The following is a 24,598-nucleotide window of genomic DNA, read 5'->3' as shown; positions in this document are numbered from 1 at the left end:
CCGATTAAGGTGGCAAATTGAGTTATTGTTCAAAGAGCTTAAATCGTATTGCAACCTTAAAAAATTCAGCACACAAAAAGAGCCTATTGTTTGCGCCTTAATCTATGCCAGCTTCATCACTGTGTTACTAAAAAGGATGATGGCATTTGCAACAGAGGCATTAAAATCTTTATGGATATCGACACAAAAAGTGGCGAGGTCCGCACCAACATGGCTATCACTGTTAGTTAATAAACTGAGTCAACATCATGCAGTAGCGATAGCAGTGGAGGAATGCGTAGAACTAATATCAAAGCTATGTCCACGCGCCCACCCCAAGCGAGATTTGAAAGATGGGCTATATCAATTCGGTGTTACATCCTTGGTTGAGAATAACGGGATTGATTAATAAGTGAGCTTAAGTACCTACATATGAAGCGCATTTAAACGCTCGCTGAGTGGGCTCTTATTATTACGGATTGGTATTAATGCCTTTAAAAAGTCACACTCATACCAATAGACGGGAAAATTCCCATGTCTTGTTCTTTTTCGATAGCCAACTCCCCTGTTTTATTCACTCGGGCATAATCTAGATCTTCTCCGGTTATATTTTTACGGTTAAACGCATTAATAATGTCGACATAAAATTTGGCTTCTTGGCCAAAAAATGCAAACGGTTTGCTGGCTCTTAAGTCTAAACGTGAATAAACGGGCAGTCTTTTAGCAAAGGGATCACCATATACACCGATGTATTTATCTTCAAAAAAGGGATTGGCTTGAATCCCCATCACTTGAGTATAAGATTCGCCTGATTTTGCAATAAATCTGAATCCTAATTCCCATTTTGATTTTAACAGGTAGCTTCCCACTAAGTTAAATACCACGGGCGTATCAAATCTATAATTGCTTGTTTGTCCGGTTAAATTATTGGTTCGATCACTTTTAGCGTAACTTAACGACATCCAGCCATACCAGTTATCGGCTCTGTCACGATTTATCAATAGCTCAACCCCTTTAGCCGTACCCGATGTTTGCGCTACGTAATAGTTTTTTTCTGCGTCTTGATCTTCCGGTATTGCGGTGGGTAATCGATCAAAGGTTTTATAGTAGCTGTCTACTTGCCAACTCCAGTTTGTTAAAAAATCGCCTTTAAAACCAAAAGTATAATGATTAGATACGGGCTGCTTAATTTTAGGATTACCAATTTCAGGTAATGCAGTGCCGATATCAGCAAAACGGTTGTAGCGCCCTGCGGCTGATAACAAGGTTAAATTGGGACTTAAATGCCAGCTAAAAGCCATACGAGGATGCACAAAGGTTTCATCTAAATAATGATTACGTGTTGCTTGCAGACCGGTTTCTAAACTCATATCAGGGTTAATTTGCCAACGATCAGTAATAAAAGCGCTACTGTCTTTGGCGGTTAAACTATGCGTAGCACGAATAGGGTCGCGTCTTGACGCTTGGCAATTAACATCAAATTCAGTACACACAAATAGAATAGAATTGAGGTCGTAAGTAAAATCTGTTTTTTTGTGCTCCACACCCAAAGTTAATTGATGCGATTGATTTAATGCAAAGCGATAACGCCCTTTAATATATTGCTCAATAAAATCGATACTTTCGTAATAGTCGCTGCCCCATTCGGTTGTCATTTCATCTTTATAACGTGCGATTATCCATTGCATTTCGCTGGTTGAATTAGCGTTATATAACCAAGTAAGCGCTTGACTAGCGAAGCCTTCATTTATTTTGGCATCACCCGCAAAATCTGGATTAAGCGCCACCATATCAAAGTTATCGGTTAATTCAGCTTCTACATAATCTTTAGCGCCCACCGCCAATAACGAAAGTTGATGGCGGGGGTTAATATCCCAGACATATTTTGCAACATAATCACTGTCTTGTGGCGGATCGATAATGCGAACACCATCTTCGTCGGCTTCATCTTGTTTTGGCAAAAAATATTGAATTAACCCTTGGCGAGCAGATAGATAAAAAGCAGAGTTGTCGGTGACTTGCCCCTCAACAAATACACCTGCTCTTAATAAAGACGCGTCTAAGGTAATGGCGATATCTTGTTTTTTGGGATCGCGTAAACGCACATCAAATACGGCACCTGTTGCACCGGTATATTCAGCGCCAAAACCCGCAGAATAAAGTTGAAAGTCTTGTATGGTTTGCGCATCAAAAATAGAGGTATTAAATTCGTGAAAAATATAACCGGCGGGCATGCCATCAATATAATATCGGTTATCAGCCGGTGAAGAACCTCGCACCGCTGGCTCACCTCCTGCCGTCGGAATAATAACGCCTGGCAATGCGGCAATAGCGGCCATAGGATCACCCATAGATCCCGGCATATTAGTCAGCTTTTCAGCATTTTCAGTAATTTGCGTGTAATACGCTCGACGGCTGCCTTTCACCTCGATTTTTTCGATATTCTGCTTTTGCTGTTGCTTTTGCAGTTCTGGGGGTTGATCCGCCGGTAAATCGTTTGCATCAGCATAAACAAGGTTTACGCTAGATAAGATCAACCCGCTCCCCACGATCCTCCAATTCATTTTTTTAGGTATTATGCTTGCAGCTCGATTAATAAAATTAACAGTATTACGGTACATGTCTGACTCCATTTAAACGTATATTAATCCCAAGTAACTTGGGTATAGAAACCGGCCCCTAAAACCCGATCGCTTTGACTATATAACCAGCTTAAATAAAAAGTTCGTCAATAAATGTAACCAAAGCTTTCACTTTTGTATCAATATGTAACGGATTGCTTGAACATCAATTCTGTTACACTTAGTTACACATAAATTGGGATTATTCGTGCATAATTAGCCTATCCAAAAGCCTGAACTGAATGTTATGAATTCATTTTACAAATTAGCCTCGCATTTATTTTTATTATCAGCCATGTTATGCACTCACAGTTATGCTGAAGACATTAGCCATTCTGTAAGAGGCGGCGCGAGTATTCCGGCGGATCAAAACGGCGGTTTTTTAGATTTAGGTTTAGGCCTTACTTATTTTAAGAGCCCACTTTGGGGCTACCCAGAAAAAAACACAGATAAAAATGTGGGTATGAGCACCGAGGTATACCTCAATATAAATGGCCGTTATCAATATGAAGGTTTTTTTATTGAAGCTTATGCCGAAGGCTTTAACGGTTTTAATATCGGCTATAATTTTATTAGCGACACCCATTGGTCATTCGATATAATTCTTGCACCTGAGCATTACGGTATGGGGGATGAAGACGATAATCAAACATGGAAAGATTCAAACTTAACCCCACGTGAAGCTGATTTTAATTTGGGTTTGAGAGCCAATTATAGCCAGCCAGGTTATCGAGTTGAAGTTAGAGTTTTACAAGATATAAGTGACACTCACGATGGCCATGCCGTAACCGCGTTTATTGGCAAAAATTGGCAAAAACGCAACTTAAACTTACACGTATTAGGCGGTTTGGCTTATCACAGCAGGCATGCTGCTGAGTATTATTTTAACGTAAGGCCTGAAGAACAGAGCGAGCAATTACCTGCTTATGATGGCGCGAAAGGGGGATTAATCGCTAATGCCGAATTTGGCCTCACTTACCCAATAAAAGAAAATTGGGTATGGCGCGGTTTGTATCGATATACCAAGTTTTTGTCTGGCGTAACCGACAGCCCTTTACTCATTCATGACGAAGCGCACATTCTGGCATCTTCAGTTAGTTATGTGTTTTAGGGATCGACTCGTGTATAAATTAACTTTGCTTAGTGTTTTGTTTCTTACTAGCCTAAATGATATATCGAGTGCATTTGCCAACCCGATCAGCACTCAGCTGCACGTTACCCCAACCCGCTGCGTTGCTTTGCATCAAGGGCAAACCTGTTATCAACTGATTGATATTAGTTGGGAAATAACATCTCAAGGTTCATATTGTTTGTTTATTAGCTCAACAAAGCAAGCCCTAAACTGTTGGCAACAAAACACCGCACAACACGGCACTTATCAATACGATGTACAAAGTGCAAAAGATGTCATAATTAGTATTAAAAACATGCAGTCAGAACAAACCATTGCGCAAATGAGATTTGAAATTGCTTGGGTGTATAGTCAATCACAACAAAGGCGTTCATCATGGCGACTGTTTTAAAAAACAACGGCAACCTATTATTGGTTGAAGATGACGAATCACTCGCACAATGGATCGGTGACTATTTACTTAGCCATAACTTCACTCTATTTCATGCATTAGATGGCGAACAAGCCATAACACTCTTTACTGAACACACGATTGATTGTGTTATTTTGGATTTAAATTTACCCAAACTCAGTGGGTTTGAGGTGTGCCAATATATAAGGCAACAGCAACAAATTCCCATTTTAATGTTAACCGCGAGCAATGAAGACAATGACGAAATTACCGGGCTTGAGCTAGGCGTCAGTGACTTTATGCACAAACCAGTACGACCACGTGTATTATTAGCCCATATTCAAGCCTTATTGCGTAGAGCAATGCCTACCGCCAATGAGCATTTACAGTTTGGATGTTTGTCTATAAATAAAACCAGTCGCGATGTAAAACTCGATGCTCATAAAATAGAGCTAACCGCCAACGAATTTGATCTACTGTGGTTACTGGCTAGCCAAGCAGGTCAAATTGTTTCACGAGAAGCCCTGTTAAAGTCGTTAAGAGGGTTAGAGTATGATGGCTTTGACCGGTCAGTTGATATTAGCATTTCAAGGCTACGCAAAAAATTAGGCGATACAGCCCAGCCATCCAACAAAATAAAAACGATCCGCGCTAAAGGTTATTTGTTTAACCAGCACGCTTGGCAACACAATTAATTGAGCACATCGCATGCGAATTTTCACCTTGTCACTCATCACTGTCACATTAAGTGCCGCTATTGGCTTAGGCTACTTACTCGACTATAGCTACCTCAATATTCAGCAACCGCAGCAAGAAAACATTCAAATAAATCAGCAGCAAAGCTTTTTGTTTGAATTAGCAAAACAACTCAAGCCCGATAGCCAATTACAGGCGCCACTCAGCTTAGCGTATAACAATTTAACCGAGCTAGCCCTACCAGCCGAATTGACAGCACATATTAAAACTGGAGAGCCGCTATTTTTACAATCTAGCCAACAAATAACTTTATATTGGCTAACCGACCATCGGCAGCCCGATCACATGATGAGTTTAAACTACCAGTTACCTGAGCAAAATTTAACAATGCCAACAACCGACTATCGTTTATGGTTTACTCTCATTTTTTATACTGGCATTGCGTTGCTGGTGATTGGGTGGTCAGCCCCCTTGATTAGGCGTTTATTTATTATTCAAGCGGCACTGCATAGGTTTGGTAACGGTGAACTCAAGCAACGCATTCCCAATAGTCATTTTAGCTACATTAAAAACATTGAAATGGGCTACAACCAAATGGCACAGCGCATTGAAACACTTCTAGAAGATAACAAACTATTAAGCAGTGCGGTATCACATGATTTGCGCACGCCAATTGCGAGACTACGTTTTGGTTTAGATTGGCTAGAAGAAAAATTAGAAAATGATGTTGATATCTTGCAACACATTCAACGGCTTAGCCAAGATTTAGACGAAATGTCGAACCTCGTTGAAACCTTGTTAAAATTCGCCCGCTTGGAGCAACAACAAATTGAATTAAAACCCCGAGCCTATGCAATAAAACAACAAGTAAACCACATTATTGACGCCTTAAAACAACAGTATCCAGACAAAGCTTTTGAACTCAACATTGATGACCAAGCAATCATTCAAGTTGATCATACTTATTTTTCGATGCTGTTAAATAACCTGATCAGTAATGCCTGCCGTTATGGGCAAACACATATTCAAATTAGCTTTGTGCAGCATAAACTCAATTGGCAATTGCACATTTGCGATGATGGCCAAGGTATCGCGCCCGACATACGCGACAAAGTGTTACTGCCTTTTTTTCGGCAAGCAAACTCTCAGGGATACGGAATGGGGCTAGCGATAGTGACAAAAATTGCTCAATGGCATAAGCTTAAATTGCATTTAGATGCCTCACCCATGGGCGGGCTGCAAGTCATTATTCAAGCAGACTCAAGCTCATAACGTCAAACTAAGCCGTAACGTTAAGCCGTTAGCATTTTGTGTAATTTATTAATGGTATTCAAATTACGCCCGGTCGCAAAAACACCTAAACAAGCTTCAACCTTAGCCACTAGTTTTGAACGTCCAATCCCGTTAGGGGCGTGTAAATATAAAACAGAATCGATAAGCTGATAGCTTTCTGTTTCAGCCAATAAATGCTGTGTTTTATCTACATCTAAGGTGGGTGTTTGGCCGCAAATATAAAAATGCACAAATTTACCTTCAGCTGAATCATAAGGGTTATTGACTCTAATTTGCTCAAACTCGGCTTGACTTAAAATAAGTAAATCAACAACAAAACCAAACTTATCTGCCACTAACTGTTTGATAAACTCAATTTTAGGTGGCTGTGCGCTTTGCACAACAACGTTACCACTTTGAATGTAGGTTTTAACGTGATGAAATCCACCTGCATTTAACGCCTCAACTAATGCCTTCATCGGCATTATATTTTTACCCGATACATTAATGCCTCTAAACAAAATAACAAAACTTGGCATAAATAAGCTCCTTGACCTGTTTTACAACAACATAGTGAATACGATTTTATTCGCCGGTATCTTTCAACTTTTTAGCTGCTAACCTTTAAAGTTAGCCCAAGGATCCGCTTTAATTTTTGATTTTGAATGAGAAGCTGCAGAGGATTTTTTATGGCCTTTTTTGGGCGTAACGGCTTGCGCTTCCAATTCATTTTTTGCAGAAAGTGAACGAGGCTTGGGTATTGAGTCAGTGAATGTCGTAATATATAAATCTTCAACCTCATCACGTGCCCACTGGGTTTTGCGTAAAAATTTTAAAGAGGATTTAATCGAAGGATCACTTCTAAAACAGTTTATTTTCACGATCTGTGCTAGTTCACGCCAACCATAATGATCGACCAATTGCGTTACGACGTTTTCTAACGTGATACCATGTAATGGATTATTGGGTTGTGCGTGCATAGATTGACTCTGTATTCAAAAAACTAACAAAAAGTATAACGTGATCTTGGCAACAACTCATTAAAAAACCAATTTTGAAACGCGATTAAACCTCGGCTCATTTTGCTGATTAAACGCATCGTTAACTTTACATCACAGGCAATAAAATGAAAAAATCGGATAAAAAAATTGAAAATGCATTAATCAAAATACTCACAACTGTATGTGAGCCCGCATTAGATAATGTGCCTGGGTTTGTCTGGTTAACTCACGTGGTAAATTATGCTGATGTACCTAACTCGTTAAACGTTATTCTTGTGTTTAAGACAATAGATGATCGAGCGCAAGCCGAAAAAAATCAACACGATTTGCAGCTCATTAAAGAGACAAAAAAAGCCCTATCCAATATCAACATCACACTTAAAAACCCACAAAAACAAATTAAGTTTGATACAGAAGAGGCTTGCGATCTAGAACATAATGGTAATTGGGCACTGCGCTTAAGTTAATGGGTTACGGCGGGTAGATTGTTCATCGATCGCAGATTGCAATTTTTCTAATTGCTCAATAATAACTAAAAATTGCTCTCCAAACGTAGTGACTTGATATTCTACTCGAGGCGGTAATTCATTAAAAACAATTTTCTCTAAAATGCCAAATTCTATATTTCGTTTTAAGCATTGATTTAACACTTTAGTGCTTAAACCTTCCACGTTATTAACCATTTCTCCTGGCCTGTTTATACCTTGAGCTAATAATTGATAAACGGTTAATGACCATTTACAACCAAAAATAACCTCAACCATACGAGCACTACTTTTAGGCGCTAATTTTCGTGGAAATAGTTTTTCTTTATTAATCATAAAGATGTACCTCTAAGTGCCTACCCTACCAATTTGTACCGACTATTCAGTCAGTTGTGAAGCTTTTAAGATTATCACGTTCATACAATTTGGAGATAAAAAAATGACATTTAAAAAGACAACAAGCGCGCTGATTATAGGTGGTACCAGTGGTATTGGTTATGAAACGGCAAAGCAGCTACTGCAAAAAAACATACCTGTTATTATTGTGGGCAAAAATAAAAGCAAGTTAGAAAAAGCAACGCAAACACTTAAATCATTTGGCGATGTAACTGGCTATGCTGTCGATTTATACCAAGCCGAAAGCGTAGATAACTTCATCGACAAGATTAATAATTTTTCAATTCATATTAACTACCTCGTCAATGCCGCTGGTTATTTTTACCCTAAACCTTTTATTGAACATACCGAAGCTGATTTTGATCGATATCATCACTTAAATAAATCAATTTTTAGGATCAGCCAAGCTGTCACACAAAATATGATCCGATACACAGGAGGAAACATCGTCAATATTGGTTCGATGTGGGCAAAACAAGCGGTTAAAGCAACACCTTCATCGGCATATTCGATGGCTAAAGCAGGGTTACATGCATTTACACAACATTTAGCCATGGAACTAGCTGAATATAATATTCGGGTAAACGCAGTCGCACCAGCCGTTGTAGAAACACCGATTTACAATGCCTTTATTGACACTGACAATATAAAAGAAACACTAACAGGCTTTAACCGTTTTCATCCCATTGGCCGTATCGGCACAACAAAAGATGTTGCTAACAGTATTCTATTCTTGTTATCTGAAGAATCAAGTTGGGTAACTGGCGCAATTTGGGATGTAGATGGCGGCGTGATGGCCGGTAGAAATTAGCAAAAAACCATTTTAATTAAAATGGATAAATAGAGGTTATACTCTCGTTTATCCATTCTTTTATTCAAAATATTCTGAATATCCTCAAATAGCAGACGAAAATAAAACTGTAACTTACAAAATATTAACAATATATTTTATACATAGGCTAAACTACTATAATGTGACTTAAAATTTTTGCTATCCGACGATTAATTATGCAAGTAAGAGGAAATAAGTAAATGAAATGTGTGAAGTTTATAACACTACTTTGCTTAACATTATGTAGTTTTGTCAGTTTGGCAGCATCAGAAGCCATTCGTATTCAAGGCAATAGCGATGTTAGCTCATTACCCCTTACGCTACTTAAAGCAATCACTAAAAACAACCCACAATACCACCTTGATTTCCCTTATGATGGTCAAGGCAACTTAACGAAATCTCGACTTTTAGAAGAAGTAAAAAACGGCCAGATTGATATACATTGGAGCCAATCTAACGCCGCCTTTGAAGAAGATTATAATGCGATTTATATCCCTATTTATCGTGGTTTGATAGGGTTACGGTTAGCGGTTGTGCCCAAAGACAAACGTAACATTTTGCAAAACGTTAGAACCCTTGAAGATTTGCAGCAATACACGGCAGGTTCAGGTAGTTTGTGGTCCGATACCATCACGCTCATCCATAACGGCATCCCCGTTGTTAAAGAACAAAAGTTTCCTAATTTATTCCCCATGCTTGAAGGCGGTCGGTTTGATTACTTCCCACGTGGTTTACACGAACCCTGGCGTGAACTTGACCGTTGGCCTGAATATAACTTAATTGTTGAACCCCATATTTTGATTAGATACGCAGCTCCCTTTTATTTTTTCGTGACACGAGAAAATGCAAAAGTGACCCGTTTTTTAAATAACGCCCTAAATGAGTTATATGCGTCAGGTGAATTTGAACGTTTATTTTTTGCAGATAAAGATGTCGCCCGCGCCCTAGAAAATGCCAATTTAGCCGACAGAAAAGTTATTGAGCTATCGAGCCCTAATATTACATCGAGAACACCGCTTGATAAAGCACACTTATGGTTCAACCCTTATAAGAATTAGTGCCTATACTCAGCTCGTTTTTTGATCGGTATCGCAAGTAATTGTTTAAATATTGCGTTCACCAATATAACGAGCCTAAATATTACCGATATCAATAACCGCTCCAGTTAACCGCTGGAGTGCCTTTATTTTTAGTCTTCTCGCTCAGGCTTTATGGTTCATTGTCAGCGCTTACTCTCGACTTTGGCTCCTGCGTCGTTCTAACACCTAAATCCATTTNAGGCGGCCCCAATCACATAATAGAGCATATGCTCATGGGGTCTCGAAGCTTGCCTGCATGGATGCAGGTAAGGGGCGAGAGCAGGACGCGGTAGCTTTTGACGGCTTTGCTTACATGGATGTAAGTACTGAGGTTTCGCCTGGAACTAGAAACCAGCCCTAAAACCCGATCGCTTTGACTATATTTATCCCTTTATGCTATCTCTTTTTCCCCTATTAGTAATAATTTAACCGTACCCTGCACCTTCTTCTACCTACCCTCGATAAAAATAATTTATATAACTTTTAGATATAGCAAATTGATATGTAGACTTTGTGTTAAAATTACTTTTTGCTATTGTTAATTATCTGTTATCGCTATAACAGATACACCACACAAGGCATCGCTAATCGTTTTTAGCGCCAACCCAAAATTTAGTAACCAATAACGAGAAACAAACTCGTGATTCAATAGCATCCACTTCTGCATGCCTTGAATTTAGGTTTATAAGACAAACTCACGCAGGCTCTATATTTTAAACGTCTGTGTTATCAAGTTTGCACAATAAAAAACACACTATTTTTAAACAACAACACTTGAACACTTAAGGATAAACATGAAAATCAAATTAATGGCATTATTATGTCTATTAATGGGGATATCTATCTCGGCATTTGCCACTATTTTACCCACAAAAACCTATAACAATATTACCTATTTAGCCAACACTGAATCCAATCAGCTCAAACGTTATTCACATACCATCGACGATTTTTTATTACCCATAACACTAACAGGCAACCCCTGGGCTTTTCATGTTGATGAGAGTGGTATTTATTTAAGTTATGGTAACGAGATAAAGCATGTTGACCATACTGGTAATAATGAAAGTCTCTATCGGAGTACCAGTCAAGAGGTACACAGCTTGCTCTCGACAGATGACTACTTAATTGTCGCAGGTTATGGTTACTTACTTAGCATTAATAAAAGTAGCGGTATTTTAGCGGATGAATATGAAGATCGCTTACAAGATACTGGCCCTAATATCGCATTAAGCCCAAATAAAAATAAAATATATGCAACCAGCTATAACAATGCTTATGTTATTAATATCGATGATAATGGCCAATTAAACCAAGCGGCAGAAAGTTTTTACACACTCGTTAATGATCCCACTTATTACCCTGTGCCGGGCAGTACACATGTACTCGACAATTATGGTTCAGTTTATAATGCAGCTAACTTAACACCGTTAATTAAAGGAACCGAAGATGGAGAGTGGTATACCGTCCGTGCTGATGACACCACTTTTTGGCAAGGCTTACCGATTGTTTTACGCAACAATGCCTTGCATGCATTAAATAAAGCTTATCAATCAACCGGCAGCCAAACAGTTTCAATACATAATGCAATTCACACTGAAAGCTTTACCATTCCTAATGGCGATGAAACGGTCACATTCAACATGTCAATCGAGCGTAAAAATGGCACATCAGAAATTTTAAGTGTTACTCCAACCTTAAATTTTTATACGACAGGCACTTATGCTCGAGGTGATCTGGAATCAGCTAATGCTGTGCAGCAGGCCATTTTTGAAGGCCAACATGGGGCTCTGCATGTATATGACGGGGGCGGTTGGAGCTACTGGTTATCGAACGACGAAAACCAAGGCGAAAGCAAAAAAAGCGTAACGGTTATTAACGATAAGGCTTATGTGTTTTCAACCGATAAAAACGAAACCTTAGTTCAGATAATCGATATTGCCGACTTATCACCTGCCGATCCCAATGCAAAATTAGATGCTAATGGCCTAAAATTTAATGTTGATGCTGTCCAAGCTGATGCTAATAACGACTATTTATATGTATTGAGTCAGGCACATGCCAGTATTTTTGTGTGGTCAGTGATCGAACAAAAATTCATTGATACGATCGCATTAACTAAAACCCCAACTGAATTTACTTACGCTGAAAAATGGCAGCGTATTTATATGAGTGCCGATGATGGCTCATTGTTTTATTTAGATTTAAGTGATAACTCAATAACCACGCTCGACTGGCAAGAAAAGCTTAGCGCTTTAGTCAGTGCAGGCGATTTTATCGTAGGTAAAAGTAGCGAACAAAGCAATAACTACCTGCTTGATAAAGAAGGTCAAATTCTCGATACTCAGTATCTTTCAGCTCCTGTTGATAGCATGGTTTGGGATGCAAATAAAAACCGAATTTATTATTTAACCCTTTGGTCACCGGCTGATCTCGAAGCCGTTAATATTAACCCTATAACAAAACAATTTGCACAGCAGGACGAAAGTGACTTTCATGATGGCAATGGCTGGGCGAATCCACTGAGTGTATCTTCTAATGGCCATCTTATCGCCAATGCAACAGGTCGCGTATCAACCGCGGCAAAATTAGGTGAAAAAGCCGATATATTAAATGACGGCTTATTAACCGATTTAGCTTGGCTTCAAGGTAATTTATTTAGTTTAAAGGGCGTAGATTCAAATAGTTACAGCAAATTACAACGCTGGCAAGCCGACTTTACCGAATACCCTCTCGATGCCTATGAAGTGCAAGGCACCCCGATTAAATTAATCGCGTTAGCCAACAAGCAGCAGCTTGCTTTAGTGTATAGCTCCGATACACAAATCAATATTGAACTGCTCGATTTTGTTGAACATGATTTCGATAACGATGGTTACCTTGATAGTGCCGATGAGTTACCCGCAGATGCTTCGGATCATCTTGATAACGACGGTGACGGCGTAGGTAACAGCGCAGATATCGATGATGACAATGACGGCGTCATGGACGATGTAGATAAATTTCCTTTCAATACTCATGAATCAACAGATAACGATAATGATGCGATAGGTGATAACCAAGATCCTGATGATGACAATGATGGTGTTAACGATGATGAAGATATATTTCCATTTGACCCTAATGAGTCAATTGATTCTGATTGGGATAACATTGGAAATACAGCCGATTTAGATGATGATAACGATGGCGTTAACGATGAGGAAGATGCATTTCCATTAAACCCGCATGAGCAATATGATCATGATAAAGACGGTATGGGCAATGAAGAAGATCAAGATGACGATAACGATGGTGTACTTGATTACGAAGATCGATTTCCGACGGATCCAGCTGAAACAACCGATTTAGATCACGATGGGATTGGTGATAATAGTGATCCAGATATCGATGGCGATAACACAAATAATGATGAAGACCCATTTCCATTAGACAGTTCTGAATGGGCTGATACTGATAATGACGGTATCGGCAACAATACAGATTCTGATGACGATGGCGATGGTATTAGTGATGCAAACGATTACTACCCAACCAATGCCGCTAAAAGCGCTATTACGGCCAGTGATTACTTCTTATTAAATGCGGGTAGCACTTGGCAATATAACGGTAATAACGCACGCATCAGTTCAGCGATCAATATTGCGGGTCAAAACATAACACCGTTAACGTTTACACAAGGGTCAAAACTATACTTAAAAGTGGTGGACAATAAAGTTCAATTGTTTGGTTTTTACCTACCCACTGTTTACACCAATTATGGTGATTTCAGCACAGACATAAGGTTGGATAAAGGCATAAATTTACTGCAAAGTAATACAGGAAATGGAAGTGGCAATGTCAATATATCGCCAACCTATGGTGATCGTTCAATGACTTGGTCTGCGAGAACAAGATATCAAACACCTGAGTCACTTTCACTTCCTGCGGGGCAATTTGATACCTTGCATACGCAAATTTCATTTACTGGCGCAGTGAATATTGACGGGGCAGACATCAGAGTCACCTACGACGTGAGCTTTTGGTTTGCCGAGGGTATTGGTATTGTGCAAGTTGCAGAGAATGGTTACTCCAGTGAATTAACAAACTACACAATAACCAATAATGCAGCGGCAGATGCGAGCTCAAATAACGCAAACGGTAATACGTCAAATAACGCAGGCGGAGATAGCGGTGGTGGCGGTAGCACGCATTGGTGGTTATTCACGATGTTAACGGTGAGCTTATTAATTCGTAGAAAAGCCATCGCCAAATAACCCCTCCCTTGTTCTACTAGGGTAGATATACCCTAGTCACTTGGGGATAAAGCCACTTGGGGATAAAATCAAAAAAAACAATAAACGCCCATAAAAAAACGGCCAGTAACTAACCGGCCGTTTTTTATTTTTCACTTCTCGCCGGCGATCAAACCGGTTTATTAAGCAGTCTTGACAAGGTGCAACCTCCCAACTCAGATAAGTTCTTATGCGCTCGTATGATTAACGAGTCAGCGAAACGCCCTTTTTATAACAAGCTAATGCTTGGCTGGTTTGCTGGCTTTGCTCTAAAACATGCGCTAAGGCAAAGTATTCATCTTGAGCAGGCTGTTTACGGATAACCATTTCAAACGCTTTTTGTGCTAACGTCCAATCTCGAGCGCTAGCCGCAACATAGGCTAAGGCGGTAACGGCTAATATATCATCTGGATTTTTCTTAATGGCTTGTTCTAACCACGCAATTAATTTTAAAGGTTGCTGAAACTGCGCATGTTTAAGCATCATCACCCATTCAGGCGTGATCGCATTTTTAGCGCTTTTTAACACAAATTTTTCTGCGTCGTCGTTAAACCCAGCTTGATTTAATGCATTTACGTATAAGTAAATTAGCTTTTCAGGCGCATCACTGAGTTTCTTTAAACGATCGGCTAATTGCTGCAATGGTTTAAGTTGTTTGGCATTGGCTAGTTCACTAAACAAGCCACTAAACGCACTTTTTACTAAACCTTCGTATACCTCGTTTGGCATATCAGTATGCTGTTTGAGTGGTTTTAAAAGCTCAACTAAATGCGCACTGCGATTAGCATCTTTATATAACATACTCAGTAAAACTAACGTTTGGCACTGCTTAGGGTGCTTTTTATATAACGCTTCGGCTTGTTCTATCGCTTGTAATAACTCGCCCTGCTCTTTCAAATTTTGAACAAGCACTAATTGCTTTTCAAGATCAGAGCCTTGCTCTACGGCACGCAAACTATAACGCGCATGATCATCAAATTTACCTTGGCGTTTTGCCGATTCAGCCGCCATTAAAAAATGCGATTTACGCACAGGGCTATGCTCCGCTTGCGTTAAACTTAACTTTTCTGCAGTCACATATTCACCACTCAAAAAAGCTTCAAATGCTTTATCAAATTGTATAAATGCTCCTTTTTGTCGGCGCTGGGCACGCCAAGCTTTACTGACTGAGCGCAAACGAAACACTGCAACAATAAAACGAACGGATAAATGAAAAGCAAAATACGCGCCTATTAACATGATCACGCTAGCAACAACCGATGTCTCAATCGTCCATTCATTCATGGCGATCAACACATAGCCTTTTTCATCAACCCAATAAAAGCCTAACGCTAATACCCCAGTGATAAATAGAATAAATAAAATAAAACGTATCATAACGCATCACCTGACGGCTCTGTTGGTATTACCTTTTTTGGAGATTGAGATAATAACGCTAAGCTAGCAAGTTGAACCTGAGATAAATCTTGCACAATGGTTTGATTAATTAATTGATTTAACTGTGATTTAGCCTCTAAAACAGGCCGCTCATCGAGGTTGTAGTATTGACTCAACCAATTTTGCACCTGCTGCAAAGCATCTTTATATAATGCAGGCTGTTTGTTGATCACCGCGTGCTGCGCGTGCATTATTTTGGCTTGCATGTTCTGGCGTAAATTCGTTTCATGTTTAGGCGACAATAATGCCTCAACATTACCATTACGACGCTTTACGGTTATAAACTTCTCCGTTAAGGTTAACCACGTTTTATGCACATTTTCGAGCCAATCATCGGTTGAATCCGAAAGCGTTAAATCTTGTGGAGCCTCAACCTCATCTGGGATCATGGCTTGATTAAGCGGAAGGTTAGCCACAAGCGCCGCCAACGATGTTAAATCAAGATAAGTTTTCTCAGTTTGTACGGGGTTAATCGATTGTAATTCACCTAAATCATGGGCTATTGCATTTTTTAGCGCTGACCAGTCTGGCGTGTTAAATTTAGCAATGCGCTGCTGAGCGAGCGCTAAAATTTGCATACTCGCTTGCACATCTTGCTCTAATCCTAATTTACGCCCTGCTAAGTTAATTAACTGGCTGGCATCGGCACGAGCCGCTTCAGCATCAATATCGAGCGTTTTACGCTCAATAGCGCCCATTAATTCTTTTAGTGTTTGCTGATTATTTTTAGCTTCTTGTACAAAATAGTCTTGCGTTTGCTGCAATTGAGTCGCCACTTGCTGTTGAAAACCTTTTTGCTGTTGCTTAACATCTTGCTGCCAAACGCTCACTTGGCTTTGATCTTGTTCGATACGCTGTTGCAACAACCAACCTTGCCAGGCAATAAATGCGACACCGCCAAGGCCGATAAAGGCCAATAAAAAAGCCAGCCAAGCAACCGCCCCGTTACGTTTTTTTACAACAACGTTTTGCTTCAAATTCGCACGAGCATCTGAATGCGCGATATCATCATTATGGTTTTTAACTGATGTATCGCCTATCACTGCAGCATTTGGTTCTATCGTGTGATCTAAAACGGCGTCTACTGGTGGTGTAGGCTTGTTAGTCTCTGCGTCGGCTGATTTATCACTCTTAGCAGGATCAGCAAGAGCTTCTTCAGGTTTAGCTAATTGCGCGTCTTCTGCCGAGTTATCGACATTCTTGTTTGGCGTTTGCTTCATTTATCAACCTTGAAATTATTATTTTGATAATAGCGTTGTAATGCCTTTATCATATCGCTATTCGATGCACTTTTTACATCGATTACTTGGGTAAATGCAAATGATTTTGCGATTTGTGCAACACGCTCACTTGGCACAAAAATAAGTAGATCATGTTGTGGTGTTAATTGGTTTTTATCACATTGACGCATTAAATGTTCTAACATTTCGCCACTGGTTATAAACCATGCGTTCAGTTGGCAAATACGCGTTAAATCAGCGTATGATAAAAGCGTCCAGCAACGTTTGTATACAGCATAATTATCAACACTAAATCCCAATTTAGCCAATTCTATCGCTAAAGTATTTCGACCTTGCTCACCTTTTATAATAACAACGTTATCTGAGGTTTTTAATGAGGTTGAACCCAAAAAGCTTTCAGATGTGTGCCCTGCATTTACCACAATATCAGTAAAGCCTTTTTGGCGTAAGCTATGTGCTGTTGCTTGACCTATCGCATATACTGTTTGAGGTTTAATGGTGTTTAAGGTTTTGGTATCAAGTTGATTTAAGCCAAACTCAATGGCGTACTGGCTCGTAAAAATCAAACTACAATGCGTTAAATTAGCACGCTGAAAGGCGTTTAAGTCGTTACCCGATTGAATAGAAAAAAGAGGGATCGAACAGGGGGTAAAACCGGCTGCAAGTAAGCTTTGAGTTAAAGCAACCCCCGATTGCGAAAACCGAGGGTTAAGCACTCGAATGGTCGATAAGGAGTTAACCATATACCGCTTTTAATACTTCTCCTGCGCCTTGGTCTAACAAGTTTTGAGCAATACGCTCACCTAATGCACTTGCATCATTCACCGATGCCGTTTCTTCTGCTGTAAAGCGCTGCTTACCATCAACTGAAGCAATTAAACCTCTAAAACGAATGGCATTATCAGCGGTCAATTCAGCGTAACCGCCAATAGGCACTTGGCAACCACCATTTAATTTTTTATTAAAAGCACGCTCAGTTGTTAAACGAACTGTTGTTTCGGCATGGGCAAGCGGTGCTAATAAATCAAGTATCGCTTGGTCTCCTTCACGGCACTCAATACCAACGGCACCTTGACCCACCGCCGGTAAAATCAATTCAGGTGCAATATATTGCTTAATACGCTCTGGCATTTCTAAACGCAATAACCCAGCAGATGCTAATATAATGGCATCATACCCGCCTTCATCTAATTTACGTAAACGCGTATTCACATTACCGCGTAAAAAATTCACTTGTAAATCAGGTCGATAAGATTTTAATTGGCATTCACGACGTAAACTCGACGTACCAACAATGGCGCCTTGTGGTAAATCATCAATGCATGCATAGTCATTAGAAACAAACGCATCACGAGGGTCTTCACGTTCACAAATACACGCGAGCTGTAAACCTTCAGGAAATTCCATCGGCACATCTTTCATTGAATGCACAGCGATATCGGCTTCGCCCATCATAATGGCATGTTCAAGCTCTTTAATGAATAAGCCTTTACCACCAATTTTAGCCAAAGGGGTATCAAGTATAATATCGCCTTTTGATTTCATCGGTAACAAGATGACCGTTAAGTCAGGATGGCATTTTTCTAATTCAGCTTTAACAAATTCAGCCTGCCACATGGCAAGGGCAGATTCACGAGTTGCGATGCGTAGAGTTTGGTTCATAAGAAATCTTTTATATTGAATGGATATAACGAAACAAAGCCGTTAAACGCCATATTTAAATCGTTTAACGTCGAGCAAATTATTATCGGCGTCTAGCACTTCAACTCGCCAATCACCTTGCCAACGCCATAAAATACGTTTACTTGACCATGTGCGCCAGTTAGCGTCTTTCACGTCAAGTGTCACTTCCGAAACCACTTTATCACGCCAAAACCAGCGATGGGTAATCGTTTGTTTTGTGTAATCTTGTAATTCAGTAAACATATATAGTTTAAACGTGGTTGTTTGGGCATTAATACGTGTTGATTCAACCACAACAGGCTCGCGGCTTTCAATAGCCGAGCTTAAAACAGAACGCTTGATAAAGGCCGATGTTTTGGTTTGAGCTTGTTTCGCCTTGGATGACGCACGCGCTGTCTTATCGGTAGAATGTGGATCTTGCGTGGTGGATTCAAGCTCAGCTTGAGATGTTGTTACATCGCTTTCTAAACCCACGTTAGCCGTTTTTAAAGGCTTAGATAATGATACCGAATTAATTTCATTCTCAGATAACGCGTTCGCTTGCTGATTTTTTTTGACATCTGCGGCACGAATATACTCAAGTCCGACCACTTTTTGAGTTTTTTTGTCATCAACAATCTTTTGTTCGATCTCTAATAAATTAGGTGTCAGGCTACTCACAGTAACCACATTAGAGGTCGGCGGTGCAGAGGTTTGCGTAGTTTGTGTCGCTTGGTTAACCTTGTCAGCAGACGCTTCAGGGTCAGCGATAGCATGCACCAAACCGGTACAGCCTAAAATGCTCACCGCTAACGCAGCAAATACCTTGCGCATATTAAAAGGCGCGGGTGAATGATCGATATCCATTTCAGGTTCAAGCAAGGTTTCTCGCTTGATTTTCACCTGTATTTTAAGTGCAGCTTTAGCCATTATGCGTTAAACACCTTGTTTAGCCATTGTCCAATATAGGTAATTTGCTGTGGGCATAAATTATGTTGCATGGGGTATTCTTGCCACTCAACATTAAAACCAAGTTGGCTAAGCGAATCAGCCGCCATTTTACCGGCAGCAAAAGGCACAACATCATCAGCGGTACCGTGAGCCGCTAATAAAGGTGTCTGTTTGTTAATATCATTAACTTCTTGTGCTAATTTTTCAGGCACGGCTAAATAAGTCGATAACGCTAAAATACCGGCTATTTTATACTTTAAACGAGTACCAATGTGGTAAGCCATCACACCACCTTGCGAGAATCCCGCAATCACCATGTTCTCGGCTTTAAAACCTTTTGCTAATTCAGCTTCAATCAGCGCTTCAATTTGTAAAGCCGATTCGCGCACACCTTTTTCGTCAGCTCGGCTAACAATGTCCATACTTGCAATATCGTACCAGCCTGGCATTTTCATACCATTATTAATCGTAATAGGACGGATTGGTGCATGCGGAAACACAAAACGAACATGACACTCATCTGGTAAGTTAAACGCAGGCACGATAGGCGCAAAGCCATGACCAGAATCACCTAAACCATGTAACCATATAACCAGTTTATCGGGCTTTTCAGCAGTTTCGACATCGACAAAAGGTAATAAGTTAGTCATCCTGACTTATCCTTTTAATGAAATTGTACGACCAGCTTGTTTTGAAGCGGCAGCATCAATGAAATGCCAAAACTCATCACCAAAACGCTCATCGATCCATTGATCGGTATCAGCATGATAATTAAAGTGGTAACCATTGAATTTTGTGGCGACCCAAATTTGATGCAACGGTTCTTGTTTATTAATAATGATTTTACTGCGATCGGCAAATTCGATATCTAACTTGCCGCCATTTGATTCAAAATCAAAATCGAGATCGGTTTCATCTAAAATATCGAGGGCTTCTTCGATCTTTAAAATAATGGCATCAACTTTTTGATGATATAAGGTATCACTTAACTGGCTTTTGTGTTCGCTCATTAAAAAATGTCTCTAATTATTATTCGTTTTATTACGGTGAATGGAGATCGCTCTTGGCATTTATACGCAAATTATATAATGCACTGATTTTATACAAAAGTCATAACTTTGCTTGGAATGAATTCATCAACAAAAGTCACAATGCTTTATATCAAATCAACTAATTTGGCCATTATACGCAAATTACGTAAAGATGTAGAAATAAGCATGGCAAAAAAATTGAGCATATCGCATCAAGCACGCGGTTATTGCTTGATTTTAAAATAATCAATGCGATTATAGAGCGCTGATTTCAACAATTTAAGACCTATTGATGAGAAATCGTACATTTTATCTATTTTTGATCTTGATTGCACTTGCTGGGTGCGGCCAAAAAGGGCCTTTATATTTACCAGCTGAGCCAGAACAAAATCCAAACCAACCCAAAGATTAGGGAGCTGAAACGTGGACTTTTTTGATTACCGCGAAAACCAACTATTTGTTGAAGATGTGGCCGTGGCTGACATTGCTAACAACTATAATACCCCATGTTATATTTATTCGCGCAAAACAATAGAGCGTCACTGGTTAGCTTTTGATAACGCGGCTAAAAGCCATCCTCACCTTATTTGTTACGCGGTTAAAGCGAACTCAAATATTGGCGTATTAAGTGTGTTAGCTAAATTAGGCTCAGGCTTTGATATCGTGTCGGGCGGCGAACTCGCCCGTGTTATAAAAGCCGGTGGCGATCCAAGCAAAATTGTATTTTCTGGTGTTGGTAAAACCGAAGCAGAAATAGAATATGCTTTAGAAGCCGGTATTCATTGTTTTAACGTTGAATCGATCCCTGAGTTAGAGCGCATTAATAAAGTCGCTGGTGAAGTGGGTAAAAAAGCGCCAATTTCATTACGAGTTAACCCTGATGTCGATGCTAAAACGCATCCTTATATTTCAACGGGTTTAAAAGCCAATAAGTTTGGTATTGCGCGTGAACAAGCACTTGGCGCTTACCAAAAAGCAGCCGCCTTACCTCATTTAGCGATCCGCGGTATTGATTGTCATATCGGCTCACAGTTAACTGAATTACAACCTTTTATTGATGCGTTAGATAAAGTGCTTGTCTTAATTGATGAGTTGGCCAATGCCGGCATTCACATTAAACATTTAGATTTTGGTGGGGGCTTAGGGGTAACTTACACCGATGAAAAACCGCCACATCCAGATGAATACGCAGCCGTGATCGTTGACAAACTAAAAGATCGACCCGATTTACAACTTATTTTTGAACCGGGTCGTGCCATTATGGCAAACGCAGGCATACTTGTTACTAAAGTTGAGTTTTTAAAAGAAGGCGAAGAAAAGAACTTTGCCATTATTGATGCTGCGATGAACGATTTAATTCGCCCTGCTTTATACAGCGCTTATCAAGAAATCATTCAAGTTGATAATAGTTTAACGCACAACAACGCAGTCTACGATATCGTCGGCCCTATTTGTGAAACCGGTGATTTCTTAGGTAAAGACCGCGAATTAGCCCTTGCCAGTGGCGACTTATTAGCCGTGCGTTCAGCAGGTGCTTATGGTTTTACAATGGCATCAAACTACAATAGTCGCGTTCGTCCGGTTGAGTTATTAGTTGAAGATGAAACCGTACATGTTGTGCGCGAACGTGAACAGCTTGATGACTTATGGCGTGGTGAAAGCGTTTTATAAATGTTTTAAAACGCAAAATAACCCTTCTTAAATTGAAAACTTAAAACAAAAGTCCGAAGCCTCTTTATACAGAAGCATCGGACTTTTTAGTTTTATCATTTACCTCTCAGTGACTTAAACCTAACTGACTTAAGCCTATTTTATTAGCTATCGTAATAACGCTTAGGCGATCACAAGCCAACCAAAGCAGCTGGGGTTAAATCTTTGGGTCGTGATTGATCTCCTTGCTCAAAATCACAAACGCCATCAGGAAACAAAGCTTGTAATTGTCCTTTATACGAGGTGACATCAACGCCTTCATAAATGCCTTTTTTAATCGCTTGATCAATTGAAATACGGGCACAATCGAACACGTTACCCGCCCAACGGCCGCCCGCCTGTATACGGCTCGTTTTATGTAATTTGTAAACTTGCTGACAAGCACCTAAAGGTTGTTTATTCCATTCACCATGCCAAACTTCATCGCCGATTGCGATAACACCACCTTGCTCATCAAAACAGGCATCTTGTGCTATATCTGGTTTTGCTATATCCAAAGCCTGCCCAGCTTTAATACCCTGCATCCATTCATCCATCACTTCAAAAGCGCGATCAACAGGGTCATAATCTGCATTGGCAACCCATATTACATGATGCGATGTTTTTCCTTGCCAATCTTCAATTCGCTGACGAGATTGAAAACTCGCTGAAACATGATGCATATCGAGTTTATCTTCTAAATAATGACGCACATCTAAAATAGGGATATCAGCCACACCCAGATAGATTTGGCCGTAACGGTAACCACGCTCTGTTGCCGTATAATCGGTTGCGTGACGGCTAGCGGACTTACCCGTTTCAACTTCGGTTACATTATGAAATCCCCATAAAGACAACCAAAATGGTTTATCCCAGATCGGAATACGCGCAATATTTTCAGGTTGCATTTCTTCAACCGGCTTCCAACTGCCCACTTTACGATTTACATCCATAAATTCATCAAATGACATCTCGCCTTTTTTTAAAGGCTCTAAACCATATTGAATACCCTGATTACCCCAAACATGACGAGCAAAGCCATTATCGTCTTCACCATAAATATTGACTAAATCTTGCCAATGATTCCAATGATGCTGATCAACGACATCCTGCGAGAAGTAATCACGCATCCAACCTTGTCTCGGGTTATGAATAAAAGCATATAAACCAAACCAACCATTAACACATTCACTATTGCCATCAGGGTAATTAGGCCATAAACCTTGCAGCACTTGATTAATGGGCTGAAAAATAGCACTTGGGTGTGCATCTCCATTTTGTGTGACTAACCCATCAAGTTGACGACGCTTGTTCATGTCTTGCCAACTGTCTCGATCTTCCGCTCGAAAAGTGTAATAAGTATTTAATAAGTCACAGTCCATCGCATATAACGTTTGCGATACCATATCGGGATAGGAATAAAGTGGGATAGCGGCATCAATTAAACCCGGTGCGTTCTGTGCCAATAGATATTGCGCTAACCCCCCACCAGACCCACCAATACCAACGGTGTATTCAGGTTCTCCATACAATGAAATAAAATTAAGTTTTACACGTCGCGCAATATCTTCCGATAACAGCATGTTATAGGTGTAAGATGTGCGGTTACCACTTGACGTAACAATGGCATAACCTAATTTCAGCTGGTCATACTGACGCTGAAACATGTGATAAAGTTTGATTTTACCTTGTCTAAAACCGATACCGGCTCCACCGCCAAATTGATAAATTAGTTTATTATTCCACTGACTTTTCGCTTGTCGGTCACCAAGTTCATCTAGGTTAATCGGCATTGCCATCGCATATAAAAACCGATTAATACTGCCGTATTCAAGTCTAACCAGCATATCCTCGGCGTTTAACTGACCATCAAATAATGAAAACTCTTGATCTGGCGTGACCCGATAATATTGAATCGCAGTTTTTACCAGACAATCTTTACTGTAACCGATAATATCGGCTCGAGTTCGGTTTTCAGCCGCAATATCAGGTGAATATACCGGCATACCATAACCGTCTTGGTTATCAACTTCAGGTTGACCAAAGCCTGTGCGCTCTGACATGCAAATAAAAGGATATTGCGCGGGTCCTGAAAACAAGCTTTGTACGGGGCCAATTTCACCAATCGAAATAGGGAACGAAAAAGTTTCAGTCGGGCGCGGAGTGACTCTGACATGAGTTTGCGGTTTAAGTAAATAATTAGGCTCTGGCGTGGCCACTTTATCAATTCGCAACGGATTAGCCGGTTTAGTCGACATGAATGATGCAATCAATAAAATAGTGAGTGTGGCGATCAAACCCACTTTAATGATTCGAACAACTTTACGCATACAAAACACCTCAATGAATAATCATTTCAACAACTTAGCCTGTATTTGCTGCAGCATTCTTGTCGGTTATTGTTTAGTGCGTCCTTATCTAGGCTTAGT

General features: G+C 40.0%; 22 protein-coding genes and 1 pseudogene. 11 read left to right on the top strand and 12 right to left on the bottom strand.

Features of this window, described 5'->3' with window-relative positions; genetic code table 11:
* A pseudogene (locus DPX34_RS22050) lies at positions 1–388 on the top strand (IS4 family transposase); the annotation flags it as partial.
* Positions 389–473: 85 nt separating this feature from the next.
* Here the strand turns inward: DPX34_RS22050 and DPX34_RS13945 are convergent.
* Complete coding sequence (locus tag DPX34_RS13945) at positions 474–2,600, bottom strand: TonB-dependent receptor (protein WP_232824741.1); 2,127 nt, start codon at positions 2,598–2,600, stop codon at positions 474–476.
* A 247-nt stretch (positions 2,601–2,847) separates the two neighbouring features.
* Between DPX34_RS13945 and DPX34_RS13940 the strand changes: the two genes are divergently transcribed.
* Genes DPX34_RS13940 through DPX34_RS13925 form a run of 4 tightly spaced genes read left to right on the top strand, consistent with a single transcriptional unit; the run spans position 2,848 to position 6,091 of the window.
* Complete coding sequence (locus tag DPX34_RS13940; protein WP_111979063.1) at positions 2,848–3,711, top strand: MipA/OmpV family protein; 864 nt, start codon at positions 2,848–2,850, stop codon at positions 3,709–3,711.
* 10 nt (positions 3,712–3,721) lie between these two features.
* Positions 3,722–4,123, top strand: a complete 402-nt coding sequence (locus DPX34_RS13935) for a DUF3019 domain-containing protein (protein WP_157964737.1) — start codon at positions 3,722–3,724, stop codon at positions 4,121–4,123.
* Positions 4,108–4,818, top strand: coding sequence for a response regulator (locus DPX34_RS13930; RefSeq protein ID WP_111979061.1), 711 nt, complete (start codon positions 4,108–4,110; stop codon positions 4,816–4,818). The genes DPX34_RS13935 and DPX34_RS13930 overlap by 16 nt, the downstream gene beginning before the upstream one ends.
* A gap of 13 nt (positions 4,819–4,831) precedes the next feature.
* A complete protein-coding gene (locus DPX34_RS13925) occupies positions 4,832–6,091 on the top strand; it encodes an ATP-binding protein (protein WP_111979060.1) in 1,260 nt (419 codons plus the stop codon).
* Between the two features lie 20 nt (positions 6,092–6,111).
* Here DPX34_RS13925 and DPX34_RS13920 read toward each other — a convergent pair whose 3' ends face one another.
* Both DPX34_RS13920 and DPX34_RS13915 read right to left on the bottom strand, forming a co-directional pair.
* On the bottom strand, positions 6,112–6,630 hold the full coding sequence (locus DPX34_RS13920; RefSeq protein WP_111979059.1) for a DUF1697 domain-containing protein: 519 nt from the start codon (positions 6,628–6,630) through the stop codon (positions 6,112–6,114).
* Positions 6,631–6,708: 78 nt separating this feature from the next.
* Positions 6,709–7,071 (bottom strand): VF530 family protein, encoded by a 363-nt coding sequence (locus DPX34_RS13915; protein WP_111979058.1) that lies wholly within the window; start codon positions 7,069–7,071, stop codon positions 6,709–6,711.
* A gap of 146 nt (positions 7,072–7,217) precedes the next feature.
* Here DPX34_RS13915 and DPX34_RS13910 point away from each other — a divergent pair, with 146 nt between their 5' ends.
* Positions 7,218–7,559 carry a Fis family transcriptional regulator gene (locus DPX34_RS13910; protein WP_111979057.1) on the top strand — a complete coding sequence of 114 codons (342 nt, stop codon included), beginning with the start codon at positions 7,218–7,220 and terminating at the stop codon, positions 7,557–7,559.
* Here the strand turns inward: DPX34_RS13910 and DPX34_RS13905 are convergent.
* Positions 7,551–7,913 carry a winged helix-turn-helix transcriptional regulator gene (locus DPX34_RS13905; RefSeq protein ID WP_111979056.1) on the bottom strand — a complete coding sequence of 121 codons (363 nt, stop codon included), beginning with the start codon at positions 7,911–7,913 and terminating at the stop codon, positions 7,551–7,553. The two genes, DPX34_RS13910 and DPX34_RS13905, sit on opposite strands and share 9 nt — an antisense overlap.
* 103 nt (positions 7,914–8,016) lie before the next feature.
* On the opposite strand from DPX34_RS13905, the gene DPX34_RS13900 reads away from it, so the two are divergent.
* The 3 genes from DPX34_RS13900 to DPX34_RS21760 all read left to right on the top strand — a co-directional run bounded on the left by DPX34_RS13900 (position 8,017) and on the right by DPX34_RS21760 (position 14,140).
* Positions 8,017–8,784, top strand: coding sequence for an SDR family NAD(P)-dependent oxidoreductase (locus DPX34_RS13900; protein ID WP_111979055.1), 768 nt, complete (start codon positions 8,017–8,019; stop codon positions 8,782–8,784).
* A 221-nt stretch (positions 8,785–9,005) separates the two neighbouring features.
* Positions 9,006–9,863 carry a transporter substrate-binding domain-containing protein gene (locus DPX34_RS13895; protein WP_111979054.1) on the top strand — a complete coding sequence of 286 codons (858 nt, stop codon included), beginning with the start codon at positions 9,006–9,008 and terminating at the stop codon, positions 9,861–9,863.
* Between the two features lie 815 nt (positions 9,864–10,678).
* Entirely contained in the window at positions 10,679–14,140 is a 3,462-nt protein-coding gene (locus DPX34_RS21760) for a thrombospondin type 3 repeat-containing protein (protein ID WP_157964736.1), read from the top strand.
* Positions 14,141–14,362: 222 nt separating this feature from the next.
* Here DPX34_RS21760 and DPX34_RS13885 read toward each other — a convergent pair whose 3' ends face one another.
* The 7 genes from DPX34_RS13885 to cyaY are packed head-to-tail and all read right to left on the bottom strand — an operon-like array spanning position 14,363 to position 20,459.
* Entirely contained in the window at positions 14,363–15,535 is a 1,173-nt protein-coding gene (locus DPX34_RS13885) for a heme biosynthesis HemY N-terminal domain-containing protein (RefSeq protein ID WP_111979053.1), read from the bottom strand.
* Positions 15,532–16,815: a uroporphyrinogen-III C-methyltransferase gene (locus DPX34_RS13880; RefSeq protein WP_111979052.1), complete on the bottom strand. Its 1,284-nt coding sequence runs from the start codon at positions 16,813–16,815 to the stop codon at positions 15,532–15,534. The genes DPX34_RS13885 and DPX34_RS13880 overlap by 4 nt, the downstream gene beginning before the upstream one ends.
* Positions 16,812–17,579 carry a uroporphyrinogen-III synthase gene (locus DPX34_RS13875; RefSeq protein WP_111979051.1) on the bottom strand — a complete coding sequence of 256 codons (768 nt, stop codon included), beginning with the start codon at positions 17,577–17,579 and terminating at the stop codon, positions 16,812–16,814. Before DPX34_RS13875 ends, DPX34_RS13880 begins: the two co-directional genes overlap by 4 nt.
* Positions 17,572–18,498 carry a hydroxymethylbilane synthase gene (hemC, locus tag DPX34_RS13870; RefSeq protein ID WP_111979050.1) on the bottom strand — a complete coding sequence of 309 codons (927 nt, stop codon included), beginning with the start codon at positions 18,496–18,498 and terminating at the stop codon, positions 17,572–17,574. Before hemC ends, DPX34_RS13875 begins: the two co-directional genes overlap by 8 nt.
* 42 nt (positions 18,499–18,540) lie before the next feature.
* Positions 18,541–19,428 (bottom strand): DUF2914 domain-containing protein, encoded by an 888-nt coding sequence (locus tag DPX34_RS13865; RefSeq protein WP_111979049.1) that lies wholly within the window; start codon positions 19,426–19,428, stop codon positions 18,541–18,543.
* Complete coding sequence (locus DPX34_RS13860; RefSeq protein ID WP_111979048.1) at positions 19,428–20,099, bottom strand: alpha/beta hydrolase; 672 nt, start codon at positions 20,097–20,099, stop codon at positions 19,428–19,430. Before DPX34_RS13860 ends, DPX34_RS13865 begins: the two co-directional genes overlap by 1 nt.
* Positions 20,100–20,105: 6 nt before the next feature.
* Complete coding sequence (cyaY, locus tag DPX34_RS13855) at positions 20,106–20,459, bottom strand: iron donor protein CyaY (protein ID WP_111979047.1); 354 nt, start codon at positions 20,457–20,459, stop codon at positions 20,106–20,108.
* A 313-nt stretch (positions 20,460–20,772) separates the two neighbouring features.
* Here cyaY and lptM point away from each other — a divergent pair, with 313 nt between their 5' ends.
* Both lptM and lysA read left to right on the top strand, forming a co-directional pair.
* On the top strand, positions 20,773–20,892 hold the full coding sequence (gene lptM, locus DPX34_RS13850) for an LPS translocon maturation chaperone LptM (protein WP_111979046.1): 120 nt from the start codon (positions 20,773–20,775) through the stop codon (positions 20,890–20,892).
* Between the two features lie 11 nt (positions 20,893–20,903).
* Complete coding sequence (gene lysA, locus DPX34_RS13845) at positions 20,904–22,151, top strand: diaminopimelate decarboxylase (RefSeq protein ID WP_111979045.1); 1,248 nt, start codon at positions 20,904–20,906, stop codon at positions 22,149–22,151.
* Between the two features lie 170 nt (positions 22,152–22,321).
* On the opposite strand, the gene DPX34_RS13840 is transcribed toward lysA, so the two are convergent.
* A complete protein-coding gene (locus DPX34_RS13840; RefSeq protein WP_111979044.1) occupies positions 22,322–24,499 on the bottom strand; it encodes a DUF6351 family protein in 2,178 nt (725 codons plus the stop codon).
* Positions 24,500–24,598: the final 99 nt, after the last annotated feature.

Source organism: Algibacillus agarilyticus (assembly GCF_003286125.1).
Taxonomy (GTDB): domain Bacteria; phylum Pseudomonadota; class Gammaproteobacteria; order Enterobacterales; family Alteromonadaceae; genus Algibacillus; species Algibacillus agarilyticus.
The sequence above is the reverse complement of the archived record's forward strand: the minus strand, read 5'-3'. Positions and strand labels throughout refer to the sequence as shown.